The sequence below is a fragment of the Lentzea sp. NBC_00516 genome (assembly GCF_036346835.1).
GTDB classification, from domain to species: domain Bacteria; phylum Actinomycetota; class Actinomycetes; order Mycobacteriales; family Pseudonocardiaceae; genus Lentzea; species Lentzea sokolovensis.
The window spans coordinates 5,547,664-5,569,033 of the sequence record NZ_CP107840.1; the positions used below are offsets into that span (position 1 = coordinate 5,547,664).

The window sequence follows — 21,370 nt, forward strand, 5'->3', positions numbered from 1 at the left end:
GGAGGTGCGGGCAACTGGCGCGCTCGAGACCACGCAGCGTCTCCCGACAGAGGGACGGTGAGGGATCCGAGAACGGTTCCAACCTGCACAACGGATCCCGCTGAGGAGGAATCGACCTGGTTGTGCACCTCACCGGAATGCTCAGGCGGACGCGTCATCTGTCACTTACCCGTCGGTCGTCACAGCCCTTTGACGTCGGTGATGAACATCGCCCAGGAAGCCTCGCTGAAGTGCAGTCGCCCACCATCACGATCACGCGAGGTCCTGACCGACACATCGCCGTCCGTCTTCGACGCGAATTCCACGCAAGATTGCCCAGTGGTAACGGGTCCGCTCACGGAACTCTTGAGCCACGTACAACCCGTTTCATCCACTTGAACCACGCAGGCTCGCCCTGTCCTGTTCTCTGTCCTGTTCACGACTGCCCCCTAACCCCACTGGCGCCCACCAGCAGCGCCCCTTGCGAAGTTAGCTCGGTAGGCCGGAGAACTGCACCGCCGATCGAGTACGTGAACAACCGCAATGTCCTAGAACATCAACTGTCCCGCGAACCGATCAGACCAGACGATTACTCGATTGAGCCGAGCACTCGAGCGCCAGATCAGACCATTGCACTCACGTCGGCGACTACTGGAGCAGAAACCGCGTTTCACTGATGAGCTGTTCAATGCGCTCGACTGAGTCTTCTTCATTCATTGCAAGTTCCTGCAGCACAGCGAAAGCTTCTACATATTTGTCGATGTCCTGCTGGTCGTCCCTGACCATGACGTCCCGCAACGGCTCTTCCAGCACGAGCACGTGCCCATCGTCACCAGGGAGATCCAGGAGGGAGAAAGATCCGCGCATGCCTCGATGCGCCTTCGCGTCACGCGGGCGCAGCGGCAGGACCCTCACGGAGACGTTGGAGAGTTTCGCCTTCTCCAGGATCTTCTCCCATTGCTCGATCATGATCTCAGGGTCGCCGACGAACCTCAGCAGTACCGCCTCGTCAATGATGAAGCGCAGCTCAGGGCCGCCCTCGGTCACGATGCCCTGGCGTTTTGCGCGAATGTCGATCCCGCGATCGATCTCGGTCCTGCTGTCTCCGAAACCCGACACGAGCGCACGGGTGTAATCGCGTGTCTGAATCAATCCCGGCATCGCCAGCGCCTGATACTGACATATTCGGACAGCAGAGGCCTCATACCCGATGAACACGTACAGCTGCGGGTCTATGTGCGGACGATAAGGCGTCCACCACACGCTCTTGCGACTGGCACGCGCCTCGTCCAGCAACGGATCAATCTCATCAGAACTGGTGACCCCGTAAACGTTCAGGAGAGCCTTCAGATCGGTGACGCCGACCTTTGAAGTTCCGTTTTCAATCCTGATGACCTTGGAAACAGACCATTCCAGTTGCTCGGCTACCTGCTTTTGGGTGATCCGAGCGGCCTCGCGCAGCTTGCGCAGTTCGCCCCGTAGCCGCCGCTGGTGGACGATCGGGGTGTCTCTCTGGCTCATGACGCCCTCCCAATGTGGGATCATCTTGCCACATGGCAGATCCCATATCGCGCAGTGCATCTAACCGTTACAACGTCGCTCACTGACACCAGCCAAATCGCCACCTCTGCCGTGACAGCTTCACCATCTGAGACGACGCGCACCCTCGCCGCACGCCAGCCAGATAACGGTGAGTAACGAGAACGGCGATGAAGTCTCCATCAGGGTGTTCACTAAAGCGCGAGGCACTACAGCGACAGCATCGTCTACTTGGGAATCTTCCCAGCGTCGACGAAGCGTCAGCGGTGATCAAACCCGACATACCACCACCACGCGCAGTGATCTTCATCGATGAACGTTCGAATCACGTGCGCCCCAGTTGGGCAGGATCCGGCGGGAAGCCTCCGGTTCGGCCCGACCGATCATTGATTCCCGGCTTCGGTCTCGACCCCGGACGACTGAATAATCAGGCTCGTGGACAAGACGCGGTTGGGCATCGGGCTGGTCGTCGGCGTGCTCGTGGTGCAAACGGTGGCAAGCCTGCTGTGGAACCCCGACGCGACGCTGACCGGCATCGCCCTCGCCTTCAACGCCGTGGCCGCGGTGTCGGCGTTCCTCTTCGTGCGGCGGGGTGGGCAGGCGGCCTGGGTGGTCGGCGGGTGGTGTGCCGGGTTCTTCGGGTGGCACGTGCTGGGGCTCGGCGAGCTGGCCGGCTGGTGGACGACCGGGCTGGACGCCGCGTTCCTCGTTGGGGGCGGGTACCAGGTGTCGGTCGTCTACCAGGCGGTGATGGCCACGGCTGCTGGGTTTGCCGTGCACCTGTTGTTGCCTCGTCAGCGCCAGGTTTCGGAGACGTAGGTCTCGAAGCTGGTGGCCGGGCGGTTCAGGAGGCGAGCGATGTCGTCGGTCGGGGTGGCCAGGTGGCCGGTGCGCATGGCCTCGAACATGCCGTTCAGCTCTGTGGCCACCTCTTCTGGTGCTCCTTGGGCGAGCAGGGCTTCGCGGTATTCGGCCGGGGTCAGTTTCACCAGGTCGATCTGGCGGCCGGTGGCTGTGGCGATCTGGGACACGGCGGTGGCGAAGGTGACTCCCTCCGGGCCGGTCAGGTCGTAGGTCTGGCCCTCGTGGTCGTCTGTGGTGAGGGCCAGGGCGGCTACCTCGGCGATGTCCTGGACGTCCACGAACGGTTCCGGGGTGTCGTCCACGGGGAGGGAGAGGCGGCCCGCCTCGATTTCGGGCTGCCAGATCTCCTCGGAGAAGTTCTGGTTGAAGTTGTTGGCTCGCAGGACGGTCCAGGCGAGGTCGCTGGCGCGGACGGCCTTCTCGGCGGCGTGCATGCTCTGGAAGACGTCCGGTGGTGTCTTGTCGAGGCCGCGGCCGGAGAGCAGGACCAGGCGGCGGACGCCGGAGGTTGCTGCCTGCTCGACGAACGGGGCGACGGCGGACGGGTCTTCCGGGGCGATCAGGTAGGTGGCGGTGGCGCCGTGCAGGAACTGCTTCCAGGTCGACGGGTCGTTCCAGTCGAAGCCGGTCGCGCGGGAGGCCTTGCGGGGTGTCAGACCGGCGGCTTCGAGGGTGCGGACGACGCGGCGGCCCGTCTTGCCGGTCGCGCCCAGGACCAGGATCTCTTCAGTCATGGTCCCAGCCAACCCGTGTGGGCCCGGAGAGGACATGGGCGAGAGTTCATCGATGATGTTCGATCGTTCGGGCCGTATCGTGGACGGCATGGAGCCGTTCGACGAACTGCTGCGCGGGGTGCGCGCGGATGGCGCCGGGGTGCGCCGGACCGAGATCGACGGGACGCGGGTGTTGCCGGGACTCACTTTGTACGCGGTGGCGTCCGGTGAGATCAGTGTGCGCGGGCAGACCGCCAGGGCCGGGGACATCCTCGTGGTGCAGGAGTCCGTTGCGGCGCAAGGGCGTGCCTCGGTGGTGAGCGGAACGTACGAGGTCAGCACGGCCGTGGCGCGGCGGCTCACCGCCGTGTTGCCGGACGCGTTGGTGGCGCCGGGCGAGGACGGGTGCGCGGAGTTCTACGCCACCATCGGCATGGAGGGGCCGGGTGTGGTGGCGGATCGGTTGCTGGACTGGCTGATGGTGTGCGCGCTCAAGGAGTGGTTCGACCGCGAGCACGGCGACGGGTGGCTGGGGGCCCAGGCCGACGTGGTGGTCGGGCCCGTCCTCGCGGCGATGCACGCGAGTCCCGAACGGGCCTGGACGCTCGCTTTGCTGGCCAAGGAGGCCGGGGTGGCGCGGACGACGCTGGCGAGCAGGTTCGCGAAGCTGGTCGGGGTGCCGCCGCTGACGTACCTCACCGAGTGGCGGATGGCGCTGGCCGCGGATCTGCTGGCCGAGTCGTCAGCGACGGTGGCGTCGGTGGCGCGCAAGGTCGGGTACGCGGACGCGTTCGGGTTCAGCGCCGCGTTCAAGCGCGTGCACGGGTTCAGCCCGAGCGAGTGCCGCAGCCGGTGCGCCGCGAGCGCGTGACGTCGAGGCAGCAGCGGACGAAGTCGGTGGCTGCCTCACCGGGGTCCGGCAGCCACGCCACGGCCACCTCGCTGGGGCTCACGCCCCTCACGGGCACGTAGACGATGTCCGGCCGCGAGTAGAAGTGGGACGTGGACGCCGGAACCAGCGCGACGCCGTAGCCGCCGGCGATCGCGCCGAGGAACTCGTCGGGGTGGTCCGTGACGGCACCGACGCGGACCTCGCGGCCGTCCCTTTCGGACAACGCCAGCCAGTGCTCGCGCCAGGTTCCCTTCAGGGCAGGGGCGACGATGACCGGGTCGTCCCACAACTCGTGGAAGTCGATCGAGGAACGGCCGGCCAGCGGGTGCACGGAAGGCATTGCCACGCAACGGGATTCGTTGAACAACGTCCGCACGCCGAACGTCTCCTCGCCGGGGAAGGGCAATCGCAGCAACGCGACGGGCACCTCCGCACCGGCGAGGCCCGCTGTCGGATCAGACCAGGGTGCCTGTTTCAGGTCGACCCGCCAGCCTGGCCGGAGCCTCCCGAACGCCTTGACGATGGCCTGCGTCGCGTCGTTCGCCGCGCTGGCCAGGAAACCGACGCGCAGCACACGGGCGGCGCTCCTGGTCTCGCTCACCGCCGCGTCCCAGCCCGCGAGCACTGGCTGGACGCGCGCGGCGAGCGCACGGCCGGCCTCCGTCAGCCTCATCCCCGTGCTGGACCGCGTGAACAGCCGCACACCCAGTTGCGTCTCCAGGTGCTTGAGTTGTTTCGTCAGCGATGGTTGTGACACGAAGAGGCGGTGCGCCGCGCGCGTGAGGTTGCCCTCCTCGGCGATGGCGGCGAAATATCTCAGCAGCCTCGTGTCCACGTCCATGCCGTCAGGTTATGGACGTGGACATCAACCACAAGTGAGCACACTCGCGAGTTGGTGATCCACCAGGTCCACCGCGGCTTCCTGCGAGACCTGGCCGATCAGCACCTGAAGCATCAGCCCGTCGACGAACGCCAGCAGCGCCATGGCGTCGCGTTCGGGATCACCGCCGGGACGCACCGCGGTGATCATTCCCGCCAGCCACGCCACCATCTCGGTGTTGCCCTGCCGCAACGGCGCTCCCAGGCGCGGTTCGACCACGGCCTGCGCGAGGAACGCGGCGAGCACCGGCGCCTCCGCACGGGCCGCGGCGTTCAACGGCAGGAGTTCCAGCAGGATCGCCCGCAGGTGCTTCGCGGGATCGTCGGCCACGATCGACCCGAACCGAGCCGCCACCCTGCCGCTGATCAGCTCGAACGCGAACATCAGCAGTTCGTCCTTGGTCGCGAAGTAGTGCTGGACGCGCCCCATGGACACGCCGGCCTCCGCGGCCACGTGACGCAGGCTGACGGCGTCCAGACCTCGTGCGGCGATCACCCGGCACACGGCGTCACCGATCTGGCGCCGGCGTTCATCGTGGTCGACCTGCTTCGGCATGCATCAACTCCAATGCGATCGCATTGCATCATACGGCCGGCCTGTTTTACGATGCGTTCGCATTGCAAAACGTGAAGGGGGACGTCATGCAACTGTGGGACTTCGCCGCGCTCACCTACTACCGCGTGCTGGACCGGTTCTCCGGGTCGCTCAACCGGCTCGCGATCGAGAAGCTCGGCCTCAAGCCCGGTGATGCCGTGCTCGACATCGGCTGCGGCACCGGCGCGTTGATCCCCGCGCTCGTGGAAGCCGTTGGGCCACAAGGACGTGTGGTCGCGATGGACTTCAGCGCGCGCATGGCGGCCATCGCGAACGCGGCGGCCGCGCTCAAGCCGGGCGGGCGGTTGTTCGTGTTCGACGCGCGGCTGGCCAGGAACACGAGATCCACGAAGCTCACGGATACGGCCACCCGTTCGGCGTGCACACCTTCCCGTCCTGCGGGATGAACACGCCCTGGGACACACCGTTGGTGATGCGGACGATCTCGTCGTTGGACACGCTGAACGTCTGCTGCATCATCACCGGCGCCGGGCCACCCGCGACGCCACAGGGCTGATGGCCCTGCCCGAACGCGTGCCCGACCTCGTGGTTGACCATGTACGTGCGGTAGGCGTTCAGGTCCGGCAGGAACGCGACGGCGCCACGGATCCAACGGGCGGCGCTGAGGAACACGAAGTTGCCGTCGCGGCACGAGACGTCGACCGGGATCTCGTAGCCGCAGACGTTCCGGGCGGTCTGCTGGGACGTCAGCCGGACGCGCACCGAGGCCGCGCCGGAAACGCGCTGCACCGAACGCGCACCGCCGGCCGTCCAGCCACGCGGGTCGCCGAGGGTGGCGTCCACGAACGCCGCGAAAGCCTGTTCGTCGACCGTGATGCCGTTCTCGATCTCGACGGCATAGGTCCGCAACGGGCCCGTGCCGACGACCGGTCCGTTTCCCGGAACGACGTGGAACGTGCCCGCGCCGGACACCGGGAACTCCGGGCCGTCCGGCAGGTCCGAGCTCGACGCGTAGACGCGGGGCGGTGGTGGCGGAGGCGGGGCCGGCGAGGAGGCGACCTCGACGGGCTTGACGGTCGACGGCGTGGTGGGAGCCGCCGCGGGGGACGTCTCTCCTGCCAGCTGCGTCGTCGTCAGCAGGATCGCGGTCAGCGCGACCGCCGCCAGAGCCAGGTGCACCTTCATGACGGCAACGCTCGCCGGAACTGATGAAGAACCTGTTTACGTCCCGCTTGACTGTCGTGAAGGCCTGCATACTTCGCACTGTGTGTGCCCACATTCTCGTCGCCGAGGACAACGTTCACCAGGCTGAACTCGTCCGCCGGTACCTGGAGCACGACGGGCATTCCGTGGTGGTCGTGCACGACGGGCGGGCGGCGATCGACGAGACGCGGCGCCGCAACCCCGACCTGCTGGTGCTGGACGTGATGATGCCGCTGGTCGACGGCATCGACGTGATGCGCGCGATCCGGGCCGAGTCGGACGTGCCGATCGTGCTGCTCACCGCGCGGTCCACTGAGGACGACGTCCTGCTCGGGTTCGATCTGGGCGCGGACGACTACATCACCAAACCGTTCCGGCCACGGCAGATGGTCGCGCGGGTGCGGACGATCCTGCGGCGCACAGGTCGTGCGCGCGAGACGAGCGCCACGGTGCTCAAGGTCGGCGATCTGACCGTCGACCCGATCCGGCACGAAGTCCGCATCAAGGACGAGTTGGTGAGCCTCACGCCCGCGGAGTTCCGGTTGCTGGCCAAGATGGCCGCGCAGCCGCAACGGGTGTTCACGCGCGAGCAGCTCCTCGAAGACGGGTTCATCACCGCGCGCACGGTCGACGTGCACATGATGAAGCTGCGCCGCAAGATCGAGCACGACTCGCGCCGGCCGGAACGACTTCTCACCGTCTACGGCATCGGATACAAGCTGGTATGAAAAGCCTCCTCGTCCGGTTCTTCCTGTTCTCCCTGGTGATCGCGGCCTGTTCGATCGCCGTCACGGCGTGGCTCGCGTCGCAGGCGACGACAGGCGCGATCCGCCAGGAGCAGGGCGAGGCGCTCGAGACGGACGCCGCGATCGTCGACGAGCTGGTGCAGTACGCGGCCACGCACAAGGACTGGTCGGGCGCGAAGCCCACGGCCGACGAGATCGCGCGGAAGTACAACCGGCGCATCGCACTGGCCGATCACAACGGCAAGAAGCTCGTCGACACCGGCACCGACAGCTCGCCGCAGCTGCCCGTCACCCCGAGAGCGGTGGTCGACCCGTTGAACGTCAACGGCAAGATCGACCCGCGGGCGGTCGGGCCTTTCAAGCTGACCGACGAGGAGCACCGGCTCCTGCACGCCTATGCGGCGCAGCTCACCGATTGCAACCGCTACATCACCATCGTGGACGCGCCCAACGGCAGACCGCGGCTCTCCAACGACCAGCCCGGCAACCTGTCGAAGTGGGAGGACTGCACGGTCGGCGACCGGCTGTACACGATGACGGCCACGGAAACCGCCGCCTACGCGGAACTGCAGACCCTGTTCACGAAGTGCATCGCCGAACAGGAGGGCGATCCATCCATTGTGGACAAGCCACCGGGCAAGGTGACGCTCGACTGGGAGACCGTGACGGTCCGCGACTCCCCGCCGGACGTCGTGAGCTGCATGGACACCGCACGCCGTGAGCAGCTGAAGCCGCACGTCGCCGAGCCGGTGCAGCTGTTCCTCACGCAGGTGACCGGGAACGAACCGCAGTCGATCGACCTGTCCACGACCGGCACCACCCGGATCGCGTTGGTGGCGCTGGGCATCCTCGCGATCGCCGGCTTCGCGTCGTGGCTCACGGCGACGCAGCTCGTGCGGCCGATCCGCGCGCTCACCGCCGCCACCAAACGCACGGCCGAAGGCGATCGCACGGCACGAGTGGACGGCGGCGCGGGCGAGATCGGCGAGCTGGCCAAGTCGTTCAACTCCATGTCCGAGAAGCTCGCCGAGACCGAACGCCAACGGCAGGCCATGGTCAGCGACGTCGCGCACGAGCTGCGCACGCCGTTGGGCAACATCACCGGCTGGCTGGAGGCGACGCAGGACGGGCTGGCCGAACCGGACCCGCACCTGATCGCCATGCTGCTGGAAGAATCCCTTCTCCTGCAACGACTCGTGGACGACCTGCACGACCTCGCCCAGGCCGACGCGGGCACGCTCAGGCTCCACCCCGAGCCGATCGCGCTCGACGACGTCGTGGACCAGGTCGTCAACGCGCAGCAGAACCGGGAGATCCTGCTGCGCGCGGAGACCACGCCGGTGCACATCAGCGCGGATCCGGTGCGGCTGCGACAGGCGCTCGGCAACCTCGTCGCGAACGCCGTGCGCTACACCCCGCCGGGCGGCGAGGTGGTCGTGAAGCTGTTCCAGCGGCAGGACAGGGCGATCCTGGAGGTCACGGACACCGGCACCGGCATCGCGCCGGACGACCTGCCGCACGTGTTCGACAGGTTCTGGCGCGCGGACAAGTCCCGCAGCCGCCGCACGGGTGGCAGCGGGCTCGGGCTCGCGATCACGCGGCACCTGGTGGAGGCGCACGGCGGCACGGTGTCGGTGACGAGCACGCTCGGCGAGGGCTCGACGTTCCGGATCAGCCTGCCGCAGGTATGAGGCCCAGCAGGTCCATGTTGATCATTCCGGCCGCCTGGGCGCCCTGCGCCGCGGCGACGATCACGATGGCCGTCGGATCCGTGACGTTGCCCGCCGCGTAGACGCCGGGCACGCTCGTGCGGCCCTTCGCGTCCGTGCGCACGAACGGGCCTGCCATGGTCTCTTCGGTTTCGGCACCCAACGCGAGCAGGAACTCGTCGCGCGGTTTGACCGGTGCGGAGTACACGAGTGCGTCGGCCGGGATGCGTTCCGAACCGGAGATCACCGCGACCAACCGGTCGTCCTCGACCTCGATGCCGTCGACCGTGGGCACGTGGGTGACGTCGTCCGACCACTGCCGGACCAGCTTCACCTTCATCTCCTCGCCGAACACCGCGAGCTTCTGGTCGCGGACCTCGTAGCCGTGGCAGTACGGGCACCCGAAGACGTCGCGGCCCCAGCGTTCGCGCAGGTTGTCCGGCACCTCGTCGACCAGGCCGGTCGCGAACAGCAGGCGCTGGGCGTGCACCGTGCGCCCGGCCAGTTCGACCGCGAACCCGTCGCCGGTCCTGGTCACGCCGCGAACGTCGTCGTTGACGATCTCTCCGCCGTAGCCCTCGACCTCGGCCCGTCCGTGCTTGAGCAGGTCCAACGGCGAGAGGCCGTCGCGAGAGAGGTAGTTGTGCATGTGCGCGGCCGGCGCGTTGCGCGGCTCGGCACCGTCGACCACGAGCACGCTACGGCGCGCCCTGGTCAGCATCAGAGCGGCGCTCAATCCGGCCGCTCCCCCACCAATGATCACCACTTCGTATGTCATGCCTCAACAGTGCGGTCGACAGCCCAGTTTTGGCAAAGTAAGTTGCTGTTATGGCAACAACCGTGGGGCAACGGCTCGCCGCGCTGCGGGCAGAGCACGAACTGACGCTGGCGTCGTTGTCCGAGATGACGGGCATCTCGAAGTCGACGCTGTCGCGACTGGAGACCGACCAGCGCAAGCCGACGCTGGAGCTTTTGCTGCCGTTGTCGCGGACCTACCAGGTGACGCTGGACGACCTGGTAGGTGCGCCGGAGGTGGGTGACCCGCGCGTGCAGATGAAGCCGCGCGAGCTCGACCACGGTCGGGTCGGCATCCCGCTGACCAGGTCGATCGGGCCGTTGCAGGCGTGGAAGATGATCCTCTCCGACGCCGAGCTGCACGAACCGCGTGTGCACGAGGGCTACGAGTGGTTCTACGTGCTGAGCGGGCAGGTCCGGCTGCGGATCGGCGACAAGGAGGTCGTGCTGCGGGCGGGCGAGGTGGCCGAGTTCGACTGCCGCCAGCCTCACGCGCTGAGCAGCGCCGACGGACGGCCCGCCGAGATCATCAGCCTGTTCGGCAAGCAGGGGGAACGCATCCACACCCGCGCGGCGCCGCCCAACAGGTCATAGTGGAGTCATGTGCCGAAACATCCGGGTGCTCCACAACTTCGAACCGCCCGCCACGTCCGACGAGGTGCAGGCCGCGGCGCTGCAGTACGTGCGGAAGGTGGGCGGTGCGGCCAAACCGTCCGCGGCGAACCAGTCCGCATATGACAAGGCAGTCGCGGCCGTGGCGGCGGCGACTCAGGAACTGCTCGACGCGCTGGTGACGACCGCGCCGCCCAAGGACCGCGAGGTCGAGGCGGCCAAGGCGAAAGCCCGGTCAGCGGAGCGATACGGGAGTTAGCGCGTGACGCGGGTGTCGAGGTACATGCAGATCAGCTTGGCCGCGACGCCCGCGGAGCCGACGATGAAGGCCTGGTCAGGGCCGAGCGTGACGGCGATGGCCCACAGCAGAAGAGCGATCAGCACGAGGATGACCGTCACCTGAGCCGCGTGCGGCCAGGTGCCGGGGTGGGTCAGCCACCCCGCAGACAGCCGCGGCTGCGGAACCTCTACGTCACCCGCTCTATCGGGTGAACGCTCCGCCTTTACCGCCATCGTGCTCCCTCGCCGTGATTCCTCCTGACGAACCCATTCTGCTGAGTTGATCTTCTACGGAGGGTTACTTCCGCCGGTCATGCGGTGAGCGTTGGGTGAGCGTCGGCGAACGGCAGACGAACGGTCATCCGCGTGATCGGTTGCCGGTCCGTCACCGTCCGTTTACCGATTGCGATCAAGGTCGCAACTCTGCGTGTCACCCACTCGGGTGACTGTTCGACGCAAAGTGACCGTTGCGCCGCTCGGAGCAGCGCCGTTTTTGTCAGACCCCTCGGATAACGTCAGGTGAAGCTCGCGGTACGAGGGGAGAAAACGTTGCCGGACAACAACGTCAGCGTCACCGCACTGTCGTTCACCGAGTACGTCATGAGCGGTCAGCGTGGACGCATCAACATCGTGTCGGAACAGCGGGGGATGTACCTGGCCTCCGATACCAGGGTGTGCGGGTTCTACAACCCGATCCGCGACGCCATGCGACGAGCGGTCAACTCGACGGAGCCGGAGATCGAGCTCAAGAAGGCGATCATGAACGCCAACCGCACGGGCCAGCCGCGGGCGTTCGAGGAGATCGCCGACGGCTTCCTGCCCTGGCTGACGGCCTTCAAGGCGACCGGGGTGCCGGTGGAGGGCGCCACCTACCGCGCCGGTGAGCTGACCTTGAAGGTGCGGCCGCACCTGGGTCTGCGCAAGAAGGACGGCACGACCTACGCGGTGCTCGTGCACGCCAAGGAGCTGCCGCTGACCAGGGAGGCGGCGAACGTCGGGCTGCGGATCCTGCAGCACACGGTCGCGGACACGCTGCCCGGCGCCATCCCGCTGGTGCTCGACGTGCGGCGCGGCAAGGCGTACCAGATGCCGGCGCGCACGAACCTCGGGAAGCTCGACGTGCTGATCGCGGCCGAGGCCATGGGGTACGTGACGCACTGGAAGCTGTCCGGCCTGTTCGAGGCCGTTCAGGTCGGGTAGGGGGAACAGCGGACGACGCGGCCCGTCTGGGGGGCGGGCCGTGTCGTTGGCACCGCCGCAAGCCACGGAACCGTGGCATTCCGGCCTGACTAACAGGTCTTGAGCAGCACGGCCAGCGCGTCGTGTTCCGGCTGGTCCACGGTCAGCTTGTAGGCGACCTTCACCGAGATCCAGTGCTGCGCGTACGTGCACCCGTACGCCGCGACCGGCGGCTTCCACTTCGCCGGGTCCTGGTCGCCCTTGGAGCGGTTGGACTTCGCGGTCACGGCGAGGAGCTGGATGCCGCCGAGGTCGTTGGCGAACGCCTTGCGCTCGTCGTCGGTCCACTTGTCGGCGCCGGAGCGCCAGGCTTCCGCGAGCGGCACGGTGTGGTCGATGTCGACCTCGCCGGCCTCCTTGATCACCACGCCGTCGTAGGCGCTGTTCCAGGTGCCGGAGATCGCCTTGCAGTCCTTGTCCTGCTTGACGTCGGTGCCCTGCTTCTGCAGCACGATCTCCCTGGTGTCACAGGAGTTCCCCTGCGAGGCCCAGTGCGGGAAGCGGTCGCGGCTGTAGCCGGCCATCTTGCTCTCGGGCGCGATCTTCAGTGCGGCGAGGTCCGACGAACCGGTCGGAACGGGCGCGGGCGTGGTGGGCGGATTCTCCTGGGAGGACTGGAGATTCGTGAGGTACCAACCCACTGCCACGAGCAGTACGAAGACCACCAGTGACGTCACCGCCGCGCGATTCATGCGGCAATGATCGACCATGCGGATCACGGACCGGTCACCCGGCCCGCGATCCGCGTGTCGGCACTACGGGCGAGAGGTGAGATAACCGCCCATGTGCTCGAAGTACTCGTGCGCCTTGAGCTCGGTGCCATCGGCGGTACGAACCTTCTTGACCAGCAACGCCTTGCTCTTGCCGCGCCTTGCCTCGGCGCCGGCGACGATCGTCACCCCGTCGCCCTCGCGGTAGAAGATCCGGCCGGGAGTTCCGCCGTAGACCTCGTCGGACACGTCCGCCTCGATGATCTCGAGACGCTGGCCGCGGTGGAAGCAGTACGCGCTCGGGTACGGCGCACACTGCGCGCGCACCAGGCGATCCAGCTCCTCGGCGGTCCAGGTGAAGTCGATGCGGAGGTCTTCCTCGGCGCGCTTGTGGAAGAACGAGGCCTGCGAACGGTCCTGCTTCACGAACTCGGTGCGGCCGGACGCGATCTCGGCGAGGCCGTCGACCGTGATCGGGCCGAAGAGCTCCAGCGTCTTCTCGAACAACACAGCCGTCGTGTCGCGCGGGCCGACCGGAACCGAGCGCTGCAGCACGATGTCACCGGCGTCGAGCGTGTCGTCCATCATGTGCGCCGTCACGCCGACCTCCTTCTCGTCGTTGAGAAGCGCCCAGATCAACGGCGAGAAGCCCGCGTACTTCGGCAGCAACGAGTCGTGCACGTTCAACGTGCCGTGCTTGGGCAGCGCGAAGACGTGCGGCGGGATCCAGGTCCGCCAGTTGCAGGCGACGATCACGTCCGGCTCGGCGGCCTTGAGCGCGTCGACCAGCTCCTGGTCCTCCGGGCGTTCGCGGACGAGGACCTCGACGCCGTTCTCGCGAGCCAGGTCCTCGACCGAATCGCTCCAGACCTTCTCGTACGCGCCCTCACCCTTGGGGTGGGTCACCACCAGGACGACCTCGTGCTCGGACGCCAAAAGTGCCCGCAGGGTGCGATGACCCCAGGTCTGGAATCCGAACATGACGACCCTCATGGGGTGTCCTCCTTCAGTTGGACGCGATATGGTCAGGCTAACCTAACTGACAGCTTGCACAGATAGCTTAGGCTGCCCTAAGTTCGGTGCTCATGCATCCGATCTACGACATCGTCGGTATCGGGTTCGGTCCCTCGAACCTGGCGCTCGCCATCGCTCTGACCGAGCACAACGAGCAGGCCGAAACCCCTGTCACCGCGGTGTTCCTGGAACGCCAGCAGGCGTTCGGCTGGCATCGGGGCATGCTCCTGGACGACGCCACCATGCAGGTCTCGTTCCTCAAGGACCTGGTCACCATGCGGAACCCGACCAGCCGTTTCTCGTTCCTGTGCTATCTCCAGGACCGCGGCAGGCTGATCGACTTCGTCAACCACAAGAACCTGTTCCCGCTGCGCGTCGAGTTCCACGACTACTTCGAGTGGGCTGCGGCCCAGGTCGACGACATGGTCGCGTACGGCACCGAAGCCGTTGGCGTGGAAGCGATCCAGGACGACCTGTTCGAGGTGACAACGGCCACGGGTGACGTGTACCACGCCCGCAACCTCGTCTTCGCGACCGGACTGCGCCCGACCGTGCCCGAGGGCATCACGCTGTCGGATCGCGTGTGGCACAACAGCGAGTTCCTGCACCGCGTCGGCGAGCTGAGCGACCCGAAGCGCTGCGTCGTCGTGGGCGCCGGGCAGAGCGCCGCCGAAGCCGTGGCGTACCTGCACCGCGAGTTCCCCGGCGCCGAGGTGTGCTCGGTGTTCTCCCGCTACGGCTACAGCCCCGCGGACGACAGCTCGTTCGCGAACCGGATCTTCGACCCCGAGGCCGTCGACCACTACTACGACGCGCCGGACGCCGTGAAGCAGCGGTTGATGGCCTATCACCGGAACACCAACTACTCCGTGGTCGACATAGACCTCATCGCGCAGCTCTACCGCACCGAGTACCAGGAGAAGGTGCTGGGCACCGAGCGCCTGAAGATGATGAAGATGACCCGGCTCGTCGCGGTCGAGGAGTCGCCGGACGGCGCGCGTGCGGTGATCCAGTCGCTCGTCACCGGTGAGCAGGAGTTCGTCGACACCGACCTCGTGCTGCTCGCGACCGGCTACGACGAGGCCGCGCCGATCCTCGGTTCACTGGACAAGACCTGCGCACGCGACGAGGCCGGCCGTCTGGTCGTAGGCCGCGACTACCGCCTTCAGACGTCGCTCAGGGGCGGCATCTACCTGCAGGGCGGCACCGAGCACTCGCACGGCATCACGTCGTCGCTCCTGTCCAACGTCGCGGTGCGCTCGGGTGAGATCCTGACGTCCGTGCTGACCAACACTCCTGTGCCGGTCCTCGCGACCGCGTGAAACTCGATCTCAAGCTGACGGGCTGCCGGGCCATCACGATGGACCCGGCACGCCCCGCCGCGTACACGATCGGCATCTGGCAGGGCCGCATCGCCGGGCTGGACGAGCAGGTCGAGGACCTGCCCGCCGCCGAGACCGTCGACCTCGGCAACGCCGTGGTGCTGCCGGGTTTCATCGACGCCCACACGCACCTGGCGTGGAACGGCCGCCGCACCATCGACATCACCGGCCTGACCGCGGTGACGCAGATCCTCGACCACCTCGCCGACGCACCCGGCACGGGCTGGATCGAGGCGTCCGGCTACGACCGCCGGATCATGGACCGCCCGCTCACCGCCCTGGACCTCGACCGGGTCAGCGGCGACAGGCCGACGTACGTCGCCGACCTGTCCGGCCACGCGTGCGTCGTGAACTCCTTGGTGCTCAAGCAACTTCCGGAGATCACGAGCGACGGCTGGCTGACCGAGAACGAGCAGCTGGCCGCGCGCACGTTGCGGCTGCCGTACTCACTCGACGAGATCACCGCCGAACTGCACACGAGCGCGCGTCAGGTGCTGTCCGAGGGCGTCACGATGTGCGCGGAGGCGGGCATCGGCGCGGGCCTGATCGCCAGCAGCCCGCTCGAAGCGGCCGCGTACCAACGCGCCCAGCTGCCGATCCGCGTACAGCTCATGGTGTCCGCCCACGTCCTGCACGACGTCGTCGCCGACCCGTCGGACGGCATCCCACGCGCGATCGACCTGGGCCTGCACACCGGTTTCGGCAACGACATGCTGTCGATCGGCGCCCTGAAACTGTGGACCGACGGCGGCATGATGGCCCGCACGGCCGCGTTGTCCGAGCCGTACCTCGGCAGCGGCAACGCAGGCCGGCTCGCCGAGTCCGAGGAGTTCCTGCGGGCGGCGATCATCGACGGCCACCACGCGGGCTGGCAGCTCGCGATCCACGCGATCGGCGACCGCGCGATCGACGTCACGTTGGACGCGGTCCAAGAAGCACAACGCCAACGCCCCCGCACCAACACCCGCCACCGCATCGAACACTGCGGTCTGGTCCGCCCAGAACAACTCGATCGAATCGCGACCCTCGACATGGTCCCCGTGGTCCAGCCGACGTTCCTCTACGCGTATGGCGATGACTACAGCGAGATCATGGGCGAAACGCGGGCACCGTGGATGTACCGCGGACGCTCGTTCCTGGACCACGGCATCACCGTCGCGGGCAGCTCGGACCGCCCCGTCGCGGACGGAGCACCGTTGCGCGCCATCGAGTTCATGGTGCGCCGACAGTCATCCAGCGGTCGCGCGATCGGCCCGGCCGAGGCGATCACCGTCGAGGAGGCGATCCACGCGTACACGCTCGGCAGCGCCTACGCGTGCCGCAAGGAGCACGTGCTCGGCAGCCTCACGCCGGGCAAGCTCGCGGACCTCGTGGTGCTCGGCGAGGACCCGCGCACGAGCGACGCGATCGCGGAGATCCCGGTGCTGGCGACCATGGTCGGCGGCTCGTTCAGCTTTCAGCGAGCTTCTTGATCGCGGCCAGTCGCTGGTCCCACTGGGAGGCGAGCGAGGACATCCACGTGGCGGTGGCGTCGAGCGCTCCGGACCGGACGGAGAAGTTGTTCTCCCGGCCGGCGCGCACGGACGCCACCAGCTCGGCCTTCTCCAGCACGACCAGGTGCTTCACGATCGCCTGACGGCTCACCGGCAGCTCGCCAGCGAGCGTCGACGCCGAGACGGGCCCCTTGGCCGCCACGAGGTCGAGCACCCGCCGTCGCATCGGATCCGCGAGCGCGGCCAGCACGTCGTCGACCTGACTCACTCGCACACCCCTTCTGCAACCCGTCGGTTGCAGAACAGGCTACTGCAGGTGGAAGGTCGCGGCCAACGTCGTGAGCCGGTCGATGATGTCCGCGTAGACGTTCGTGCGGCGAACCCAGTTCTCGCTTCCGGACGCAGCCGACGGCGGCGGGCCGAGCGGCGTGACCGCGTCCGTGACGCCGTACTCCAGCCGGTACGCGAGGACCGCGATCGCCGACTCGAGCCAGAACGACGGGTCCGGCGTGGGAATCTCGCCCAGCCCGACCCGGAACCACACGGGCATGCGCGCGTACTGCCCGAGCGCCTCGGAGATGCGCCGCGCGGCCGCGTCCTTGATCTCGCCGCGAGCCTTGCCCCCGGCCAGCACGGCCTCGGTGCGCCACTCCTCCCCCACGGCGTCCTCGTCGGCCTCCAGCCGCTCGGCCGCCCGCTGCGCACTGGCCTCGTTCGCGTTGATCAGCCATTCCATCTGGCGAACCTCGTGCGACAGCGCGTCCCGCTCGAACCGGGGCACCCGCCCACCGTCCAGTTTGGACCTGGCCTCGTCGCGCCGAGCCTTGAGCCCGTCGAACTCCAGAACCTCGGCCTTGAGCTCGACCCGCGCCGGATCAGCGAGGATCTCCTGCTCGGCGTCCCACCCCTTGCGCAACGCCTCGACCAGCGGCTCGACCTCGCCGGACACCACGTCGAGGTCGGCGAGCGGCCCGTCGCCGGCGCCGGACAACCGCCGTTCCAGCACAGTCAACCGAGCCGTGACGCGCTCCAGCTCCGCGGACAGCTGACCGACATGACTGATCAACGTGGCGATCTGGGGCTCGACCACGTCAAGCCGTTCCTTCTCCGTGGGCACGCGACCAGCGAACCGGACAGCAGAGACGCGCAAAAGCGGGTACCCGACGAATACACGCATTAGAGGAGCGGTTCCGCCCGGCCGTGGCAGCCACCCTCACGCACCGTCACAACGCTGGGTGAACCCGGACAAAACGAGGTATTAATAGAAAATGGCGACCTCCGTTACTGAGACCGAACGCAAGTACGAGGCACCATCGGACGCGAGTCTGCCGGACCTCACAGAGATCACCGGCGTGGCCACCGGCCCGGAGGAGTTCGACCTCGAAGCCACGTACTTCGACACGGACGACTACCGCCTGGCCCGCGCCGGCGTGACCCTGCGCAGGCGCGTGGGCGGCAACGACGAGGGCTGGCACCTCAAACTCCCGGCAGGCGAAGACTCGAGGCAAGAACTCCGAGTCCCCCTGGGCAAAGCGGTGAAGAAGCCCCCGAAGGACCTCTCCTCCTTGGTGCGAGCGCACACCCGAGGCCAAACCCTCACCCCAGTGGCCGAAATCCGCACCAACCGCCGCCGCTGGCAACTGACCAACGGCACCGACGAAATGCTCGCCGAGGTAGTCGACGACGTGGTCACCGCCCAAACCATGGGCTCCTCAACGACAACCACCTCATGGCGCGAAATCGAAGTAGAGCTGGGCGAAAGCGGCGACCGCAAACTCCTGGACACGGTAGAACGCCACCTGGGCAACGCAGGCATAGTCCCGTCGTCCTCAAAGTCCAAGCTCTCCCAGGTGATCGGCGTAAAACGAGACGCGGGCCCCACCCTCGGCAAAAAGCCCACAGCAGGCGACGTCCTACTCGCCTACCTCTACGACCAGCGCGCAGCGCTGCAGAACCAGGACCCCCGAGTCCGCCGCGACGAGCACGACGCAGTCCACCAGATGCGAGTAGCCACCCGCCGCATGCGCTCAGCACTACAAGCGTTCGGCAAGATCGTCGACCGGGACCAAACCCGCGCCCTGACAGACGAACTCAAGTGGCTGGCCTCAGTCCTGGGAACCTCACGAGACCTGGAAGTACTCCGCACGCGCTTCGAGAACAACCTCCACGCCCTCCCGCCAGAACTGGCCCTGGGCGACGTGGCGGCCCGCATGACGCGTTACTTCGCCCCACTGGAAGCCAAGGCGCACAAGGACTCCGTAGCGGCCCTGAACAGCGAGCGCTACTTCACCCTCCTCAACACCATCGACACCCTGCTAACCGCACCCCCTCTCACACCTCGGGCGTCAGACAAGGCAAAGGATGTCCTCCCACGCCTGGTGGAAAAGGCCCGCCACCGCCTGGACGCCCGCGTAGAGGAAGCACTGAAGGTCAACGACAGCGACGAACCGCTACACGAGGCCCGCAAAGCAGCCAAACGCCTCCGCTACTCGGCAGAAGTAGCCGAACCAGCACTGGGCAAACACGCCAAGGCCCTGCGCAAGCGCGCAAAAGACGTCCAAACCCTCCTGGGCGACCACCAGGACTCGGTAGTGGCACGCCCAGTCCTGCTGGAGCTGGGCAGGGGCGACGAGAACGGCTTCACCTTCGGCCTCCTCTACGGCCAAGAGGTAGAACTGGCCCACAAAACAGAAGCAGCACTCCCAGCCCTATGGCACAAGCTGAGCAAGGAACACCTCTAGCAGCCACTCACAGCGAAGCCGAAGGCGAGCCGTCCTTACCGAACGGGCCCGGCGGTGGGGTCCCGTCACGAGTCGCACCACAGCACTTGCTGCACCTGGGGATGGGTGTCAAACGGACACGCTTTTCGTCCGTTTGACACCCATCCCCAGGTGTGGCCCGCTCTTGGTTCGGCTCGTGACGGGACCCCACCGCCAACGCAACCTTCTAAGCAACGCGCAGCCGCCCAACGCAACAGGCGTGCCATCAACCCACCCACGGCGCCACCCCCCGATCAGATTGCCGGGGGTCTGGGGGCAGAGCCCCCAGGGAAAGCACCCAACGCAAGCTGGCCGCCCGCAAGGTGACCCACCTACGGACCTCGCGTGGAATTGGTCTAAACCTTGACACCGAAACCCCGCCCCTGAAACCGTGACTGAACGCCGCCAAGGTCCCCCCATGCCCTGTGGAGGATTGGCGTGACATCAAAACAACTGCAGTCCGCACTAGCGGCGCTGGTGATCGCCGGATCAGGAGTGCTGGTGACCGACACAGCCGAGGCAGCCAAAGCCACCGCCCTACAAGAACTGGTCCCCCAACCAGTACAGATCCAGCCCCGCCCGGACATCACCTACACCCTCTCGGCGACGGCCAAGATCCAACTGGGCACGGCAGACGCCCGCAAGCCGGCCGAACTGCTGGCCAACATCCTCCGCCCCTCCACCGGCTACACACTGCCGATCTCTGATGGCGTAACAGGCGACGGCATCGTCTTCACAAATGGCGCAGACCCGAAAACGGGCCCAGAGGGCTACCAGTTGGACGTAACCCCAAACCAGGTGGTAATCCGCGCCAACACCACAGCAGGCCACTTCAACGGCATCTCCACCCTCCGCCAACTCCTCCCACCAAAGGCAGAGGCGAAGACGAAGCAGCAGGGCCCGTGGCAAGTCCCCGGAGCCAGCATCCTGGACCACCCCAGGTACCACCACCGAGGCGCCATGCTGGACGTCTCCAGGCACTTCTTCACCCCAGCCCAGGTAAAGCGCTACATAGACCAAATCCAGCAGTTCAAAATCAACTACTTCCACCTGCACCTGAGCGACGACCAGGGCTGGCGCCTGGAAATCAAGAGCTGGCCAGAACTGACCAAGATCGGCGGCAGCACGGAAGTAGGCGGCCGCACAGGCAAACTCTTCTACACCCAGGACGAGTACAAGGACCTGGTCCAGTACGCGGCAAACCGGGGAATCACCGTGATCCCGGAGTTCGACATGCCGGGCCACACCAACGCCGCCCAGGCCAGCTACGCCGAACTGAACTGCGACGGCAAGAAGCGCCCCCTCTACACCGGCACCGAGGTCGGCTTCAGCTCCCTGTGCATCAACAAGGACATCACCTACAAGTTCGTGGAAGACGTCATCAGGGAAGTCTCCGCGATCACTCCAGGCCCGTACTTCCACCTGGGCGGCGACGAGGCGCTCAGCACCCCGGACGCCGACTACACGACGTTCATGAACCGAGTCCTGCCGCTGATCAAGAAGTACGGCAAAACCACCACAGGCTGGCACGAGTTCATCAAGACCACCAAGGACACCACGGCGATCCCGCAGTTCTGGGGCACCGAGACAACTGACGCGAACGTGGCCGCGGCGGCCCAACGCGGCAACAAGATCGTCATGTCCCCGGCCAACCGCATCTACCTGGACATGAAGTACAACAAGGACACCAAACTGGGCCTGGACTGGGCGGGCCTGGTCGAGGTCAAGGACGCCTACAGCTGGAACCCGGGCGCGTACCTCAAGGGCGTCACCGAAACCAACGTCCGCGGCGTAGAAGCTCCACTGTGGACCGAAACCCTGAAGTCCTCCGCGGACATCGAGTACATGGCGTTCCCAAGGCTCCCGGCAGCAGCAGAACTCGGCTGGTCACCGGCAAGCGTCCACAACTGGGACCGCTTCGCCCCACGCCTGGGCGCGCAGGGACCACGCTGGAAGTTCCAGGGCATCAACTTCTACGCGAGCACCCAGGTGCCCTGGAAGAAGTAG

At 66.8% G+C, this 21,370-nt stretch carries 24 protein-coding genes; 12 read left to right on the forward strand and 12 right to left on the reverse strand.

What is annotated here, in order from left to right; translation table 11 throughout:
- Positions 1-179 precede the first annotated feature (179 nt).
- Entirely contained in the window at positions 180-419 is a 240-nt protein-coding gene (locus tag OG205_RS24520; protein ID WP_330270429.1) for a DUF397 domain-containing protein, read from the reverse strand.
- 208 nt (positions 420-627) lie between these two features.
- Positions 628-1,500 (reverse strand): helix-turn-helix domain-containing protein, encoded by an 873-nt coding sequence (locus OG205_RS24525; protein ID WP_330270430.1) that lies wholly within the window; start codon positions 1,498-1,500, stop codon positions 628-630.
- Positions 1,501-1,953: 453 nt separating this feature from the next.
- Between OG205_RS24525 and OG205_RS24530 the strand changes: the two genes are divergently transcribed.
- Entirely contained in the window at positions 1,954-2,337 is a 384-nt protein-coding gene (locus OG205_RS24530; protein ID WP_330270431.1) for a hypothetical protein, read from the forward strand.
- On the opposite strand, the gene OG205_RS24535 is transcribed toward OG205_RS24530, so the two are convergent.
- Positions 2,313-3,116: an NmrA family NAD(P)-binding protein gene (locus OG205_RS24535; RefSeq protein ID WP_330270432.1), complete on the reverse strand. Its 804-nt coding sequence runs from the start codon at positions 3,114-3,116 to the stop codon at positions 2,313-2,315. The two genes, OG205_RS24530 and OG205_RS24535, sit on opposite strands and share 25 nt — an antisense overlap.
- 88 nt (positions 3,117-3,204) lie before the next feature.
- Between OG205_RS24535 and OG205_RS24540 the strand changes: the two genes are divergently transcribed.
- A complete protein-coding gene (locus OG205_RS24540) occupies positions 3,205-3,966 on the forward strand; it encodes an AraC family transcriptional regulator (RefSeq protein WP_330270433.1) in 762 nt (253 codons plus the stop codon).
- On the opposite strand, the gene OG205_RS24545 is transcribed toward OG205_RS24540, so the two are convergent.
- Positions 3,923-4,828: a LysR family transcriptional regulator gene (locus OG205_RS24545; RefSeq protein ID WP_330270434.1), complete on the reverse strand. Its 906-nt coding sequence runs from the start codon at positions 4,826-4,828 to the stop codon at positions 3,923-3,925. The genes OG205_RS24540 and OG205_RS24545 overlap by 44 nt on opposite strands.
- Before the next feature lie 24 nt (positions 4,829-4,852).
- Positions 4,853-5,422: a TetR/AcrR family transcriptional regulator gene (locus OG205_RS24550; RefSeq protein WP_330270435.1), complete on the reverse strand. Its 570-nt coding sequence runs from the start codon at positions 5,420-5,422 to the stop codon at positions 4,853-4,855.
- A gap of 86 nt (positions 5,423-5,508) precedes the next feature.
- Between OG205_RS24550 and OG205_RS24555 the strand changes: the two genes are divergently transcribed.
- A complete protein-coding gene (locus OG205_RS24555; protein ID WP_330270436.1) occupies positions 5,509-5,868 on the forward strand; it encodes a methyltransferase domain-containing protein in 360 nt (119 codons plus the stop codon).
- Here OG205_RS24555 and OG205_RS24560 read toward each other — a convergent pair.
- Positions 5,816-6,607, reverse strand: coding sequence for a DUF3152 domain-containing protein (locus OG205_RS24560; RefSeq protein ID WP_330270437.1), 792 nt, complete (start codon positions 6,605-6,607; stop codon positions 5,816-5,818). The genes OG205_RS24555 and OG205_RS24560 overlap by 53 nt on opposite strands.
- 80 nt (positions 6,608-6,687) lie before the next feature.
- Here OG205_RS24560 and OG205_RS24565 point away from each other — a divergent pair, with 80 nt between their 5' ends.
- Positions 6,688-7,353, forward strand: a complete 666-nt coding sequence (locus OG205_RS24565; RefSeq protein ID WP_330270438.1) for a response regulator transcription factor — start codon at positions 6,688-6,690, stop codon at positions 7,351-7,353.
- Positions 7,350-9,062 carry a sensor histidine kinase gene (locus OG205_RS24570; RefSeq protein ID WP_330270439.1) on the forward strand — a complete coding sequence of 571 codons (1,713 nt, stop codon included), beginning with the start codon at positions 7,350-7,352 and terminating at the stop codon, positions 9,060-9,062. The genes OG205_RS24565 and OG205_RS24570 overlap by 4 nt, the downstream gene beginning before the upstream one ends.
- Here OG205_RS24570 and OG205_RS24575 read toward each other — a convergent pair.
- Complete coding sequence (locus OG205_RS24575) at positions 9,043-9,858, reverse strand: NAD(P)/FAD-dependent oxidoreductase (protein WP_330270440.1); 816 nt, start codon at positions 9,856-9,858, stop codon at positions 9,043-9,045. The two genes, OG205_RS24570 and OG205_RS24575, sit on opposite strands and share 20 nt — an antisense overlap.
- Before the next feature lie 50 nt (positions 9,859-9,908).
- On the opposite strand from OG205_RS24575, the gene OG205_RS24580 reads away from it, so the two are divergent.
- Together OG205_RS24580 and OG205_RS24585 are read left to right on the forward strand one after the other, a co-directional pair.
- The gene (locus tag OG205_RS24580; protein ID WP_319981779.1) at positions 9,909-10,469 is read left to right on the forward strand and encodes a helix-turn-helix domain-containing protein; all 561 of its coding nucleotides are present in this window, start codon (positions 9,909-9,911) and stop codon (positions 10,467-10,469) included.
- A 7-nt stretch (positions 10,470-10,476) separates the two neighbouring features.
- Entirely contained in the window at positions 10,477-10,746 is a 270-nt protein-coding gene (locus tag OG205_RS24585) for a DUF2277 domain-containing protein (RefSeq protein WP_330270441.1), read from the forward strand.
- Here OG205_RS24585 and OG205_RS24590 read toward each other — a convergent pair.
- Positions 10,743-11,000 (reverse strand): hypothetical protein, encoded by a 258-nt coding sequence (locus OG205_RS24590; protein ID WP_330270442.1) that lies wholly within the window; start codon positions 10,998-11,000, stop codon positions 10,743-10,745. The genes OG205_RS24585 and OG205_RS24590 overlap by 4 nt on opposite strands.
- Before the next feature lie 315 nt (positions 11,001-11,315).
- Between OG205_RS24590 and OG205_RS24595 the strand changes: the two genes are divergently transcribed.
- Complete coding sequence (locus OG205_RS24595; protein ID WP_330270443.1) at positions 11,316-11,966, forward strand: hypothetical protein; 651 nt, start codon at positions 11,316-11,318, stop codon at positions 11,964-11,966.
- 89 nt (positions 11,967-12,055) lie between these two features.
- Here the strand turns inward: OG205_RS24595 and OG205_RS24600 are convergent, their stop codons facing one another.
- Positions 12,056-12,697 (reverse strand): HNH endonuclease family protein, encoded by a 642-nt coding sequence (locus OG205_RS24600; RefSeq protein ID WP_330270444.1) that lies wholly within the window; start codon positions 12,695-12,697, stop codon positions 12,056-12,058.
- Positions 12,698-12,760: 63 nt separating this feature from the next.
- Entirely contained in the window at positions 12,761-13,708 is a 948-nt protein-coding gene (locus OG205_RS24605) for a methionyl-tRNA formyltransferase (protein WP_330270445.1), read from the reverse strand.
- Positions 13,709-13,800: 92 nt separating this feature from the next.
- On the opposite strand from OG205_RS24605, the gene OG205_RS24610 reads away from it, so the two are divergent.
- Together OG205_RS24610 and OG205_RS24615 are read left to right on the forward strand one after the other, a co-directional pair.
- The gene (locus OG205_RS24610; protein WP_330270446.1) at positions 13,801-15,051 is read left to right on the forward strand and encodes a lysine N(6)-hydroxylase/L-ornithine N(5)-oxygenase family protein; all 1,251 of its coding nucleotides are present in this window, start codon (positions 13,801-13,803) and stop codon (positions 15,049-15,051) included.
- Positions 15,048-16,583 (forward strand): amidohydrolase, encoded by a 1,536-nt coding sequence (locus OG205_RS24615; protein ID WP_330270447.1) that lies wholly within the window; start codon positions 15,048-15,050, stop codon positions 16,581-16,583. Before OG205_RS24610 ends, OG205_RS24615 begins: the two co-directional genes overlap by 4 nt.
- Here OG205_RS24615 and OG205_RS24620 read toward each other — a convergent pair.
- Both OG205_RS24620 and OG205_RS24625 read right to left on the reverse strand, forming a co-directional pair.
- Positions 16,561-16,872: an ArsR/SmtB family transcription factor gene (locus OG205_RS24620; protein ID WP_245822154.1), complete on the reverse strand. Its 312-nt coding sequence runs from the start codon at positions 16,870-16,872 to the stop codon at positions 16,561-16,563. The genes OG205_RS24615 and OG205_RS24620 overlap by 23 nt on opposite strands.
- Before the next feature lie 39 nt (positions 16,873-16,911).
- Entirely contained in the window at positions 16,912-17,721 is an 810-nt protein-coding gene (locus tag OG205_RS24625; protein ID WP_330270448.1) for a hypothetical protein, read from the reverse strand.
- 151 nt (positions 17,722-17,872) lie between these two features.
- Here OG205_RS24625 and OG205_RS24630 point away from each other — a divergent pair, with 151 nt between their 5' ends.
- Both OG205_RS24630 and OG205_RS24635 read left to right on the forward strand, forming a co-directional pair.
- Positions 17,873-19,345, forward strand: a complete 1,473-nt coding sequence (locus OG205_RS24630; RefSeq protein WP_330270449.1) for a CYTH and CHAD domain-containing protein — start codon at positions 17,873-17,875, stop codon at positions 19,343-19,345.
- A 519-nt stretch (positions 19,346-19,864) separates the two neighbouring features.
- Positions 19,865-21,370 carry a beta-N-acetylhexosaminidase gene (locus tag OG205_RS24635; RefSeq protein ID WP_330270450.1) on the forward strand — a complete coding sequence of 502 codons (1,506 nt, stop codon included), beginning with the start codon at positions 19,865-19,867 and terminating at the stop codon, positions 21,368-21,370.

Coding starts and splice junctions, on each gene's coding strand:
- OG205_RS24630 (WP_330270449.1), top strand. CDS start 17,873: ATGGCGACCTCCGTTACTGAGACCGAACGCAAGTACGAGGCACCATCG.
- OG205_RS24545 (WP_330270434.1), bottom strand. CDS start 4,828: ATGGACGTGGACACGAGGCTGCTGAGATATTTCGCCGCCATCGCCGAG.
- OG205_RS24575 (WP_330270440.1), bottom strand. CDS start 9,858: ATGACATACGAAGTGGTGATCATTGGTGGGGGAGCGGCCGGATTGAGC.
- OG205_RS24525 (WP_330270430.1), bottom strand. CDS start 1,500: ATGAGCCAGAGAGACACCCCGATCGTCCACCAGCGGCGGCTACGGGGC.
- OG205_RS24605 (WP_330270445.1), bottom strand. CDS start 13,708: ATGAGGGTCGTCATGTTCGGATTCCAGACCTGGGGTCATCGCACCCTG.
- OG205_RS24550 (WP_330270435.1), bottom strand. CDS start 5,422: ATGCCGAAGCAGGTCGACCACGATGAACGCCGGCGCCAGATCGGTGAC.
- OG205_RS24610 (WP_330270446.1), top strand. CDS start 13,801: ATGCATCCGATCTACGACATCGTCGGTATCGGGTTCGGTCCCTCGAAC.
- OG205_RS24600 (WP_330270444.1), bottom strand. CDS start 12,697: ATGAATCGCGCGGCGGTGACGTCACTGGTGGTCTTCGTACTGCTCGTG.
- OG205_RS24535 (WP_330270432.1), bottom strand. CDS start 3,116: ATGACTGAAGAGATCCTGGTCCTGGGCGCGACCGGCAAGACGGGCCGC.
- OG205_RS24555 (WP_330270436.1), top strand. CDS start 5,509: ATGCAACTGTGGGACTTCGCCGCGCTCACCTACTACCGCGTGCTGGAC.
- OG205_RS24590 (WP_330270442.1), bottom strand. CDS start 11,000: ATGGCGGTAAAGGCGGAGCGTTCACCCGATAGAGCGGGTGACGTAGAG.
- OG205_RS24580 (WP_319981779.1), top strand. CDS start 9,909: ATGGCAACAACCGTGGGGCAACGGCTCGCCGCGCTGCGGGCAGAGCAC.
- OG205_RS24560 (WP_330270437.1), bottom strand. CDS start 6,607: ATGAAGGTGCACCTGGCTCTGGCGGCGGTCGCGCTGACCGCGATCCTG.
- OG205_RS24570 (WP_330270439.1), top strand. CDS start 7,350: ATGAAAAGCCTCCTCGTCCGGTTCTTCCTGTTCTCCCTGGTGATCGCG.
- OG205_RS24540 (WP_330270433.1), top strand. CDS start 3,205: ATGGAGCCGTTCGACGAACTGCTGCGCGGGGTGCGCGCGGATGGCGCC.
- OG205_RS24585 (WP_330270441.1), top strand. CDS start 10,477: ATGTGCCGAAACATCCGGGTGCTCCACAACTTCGAACCGCCCGCCACG.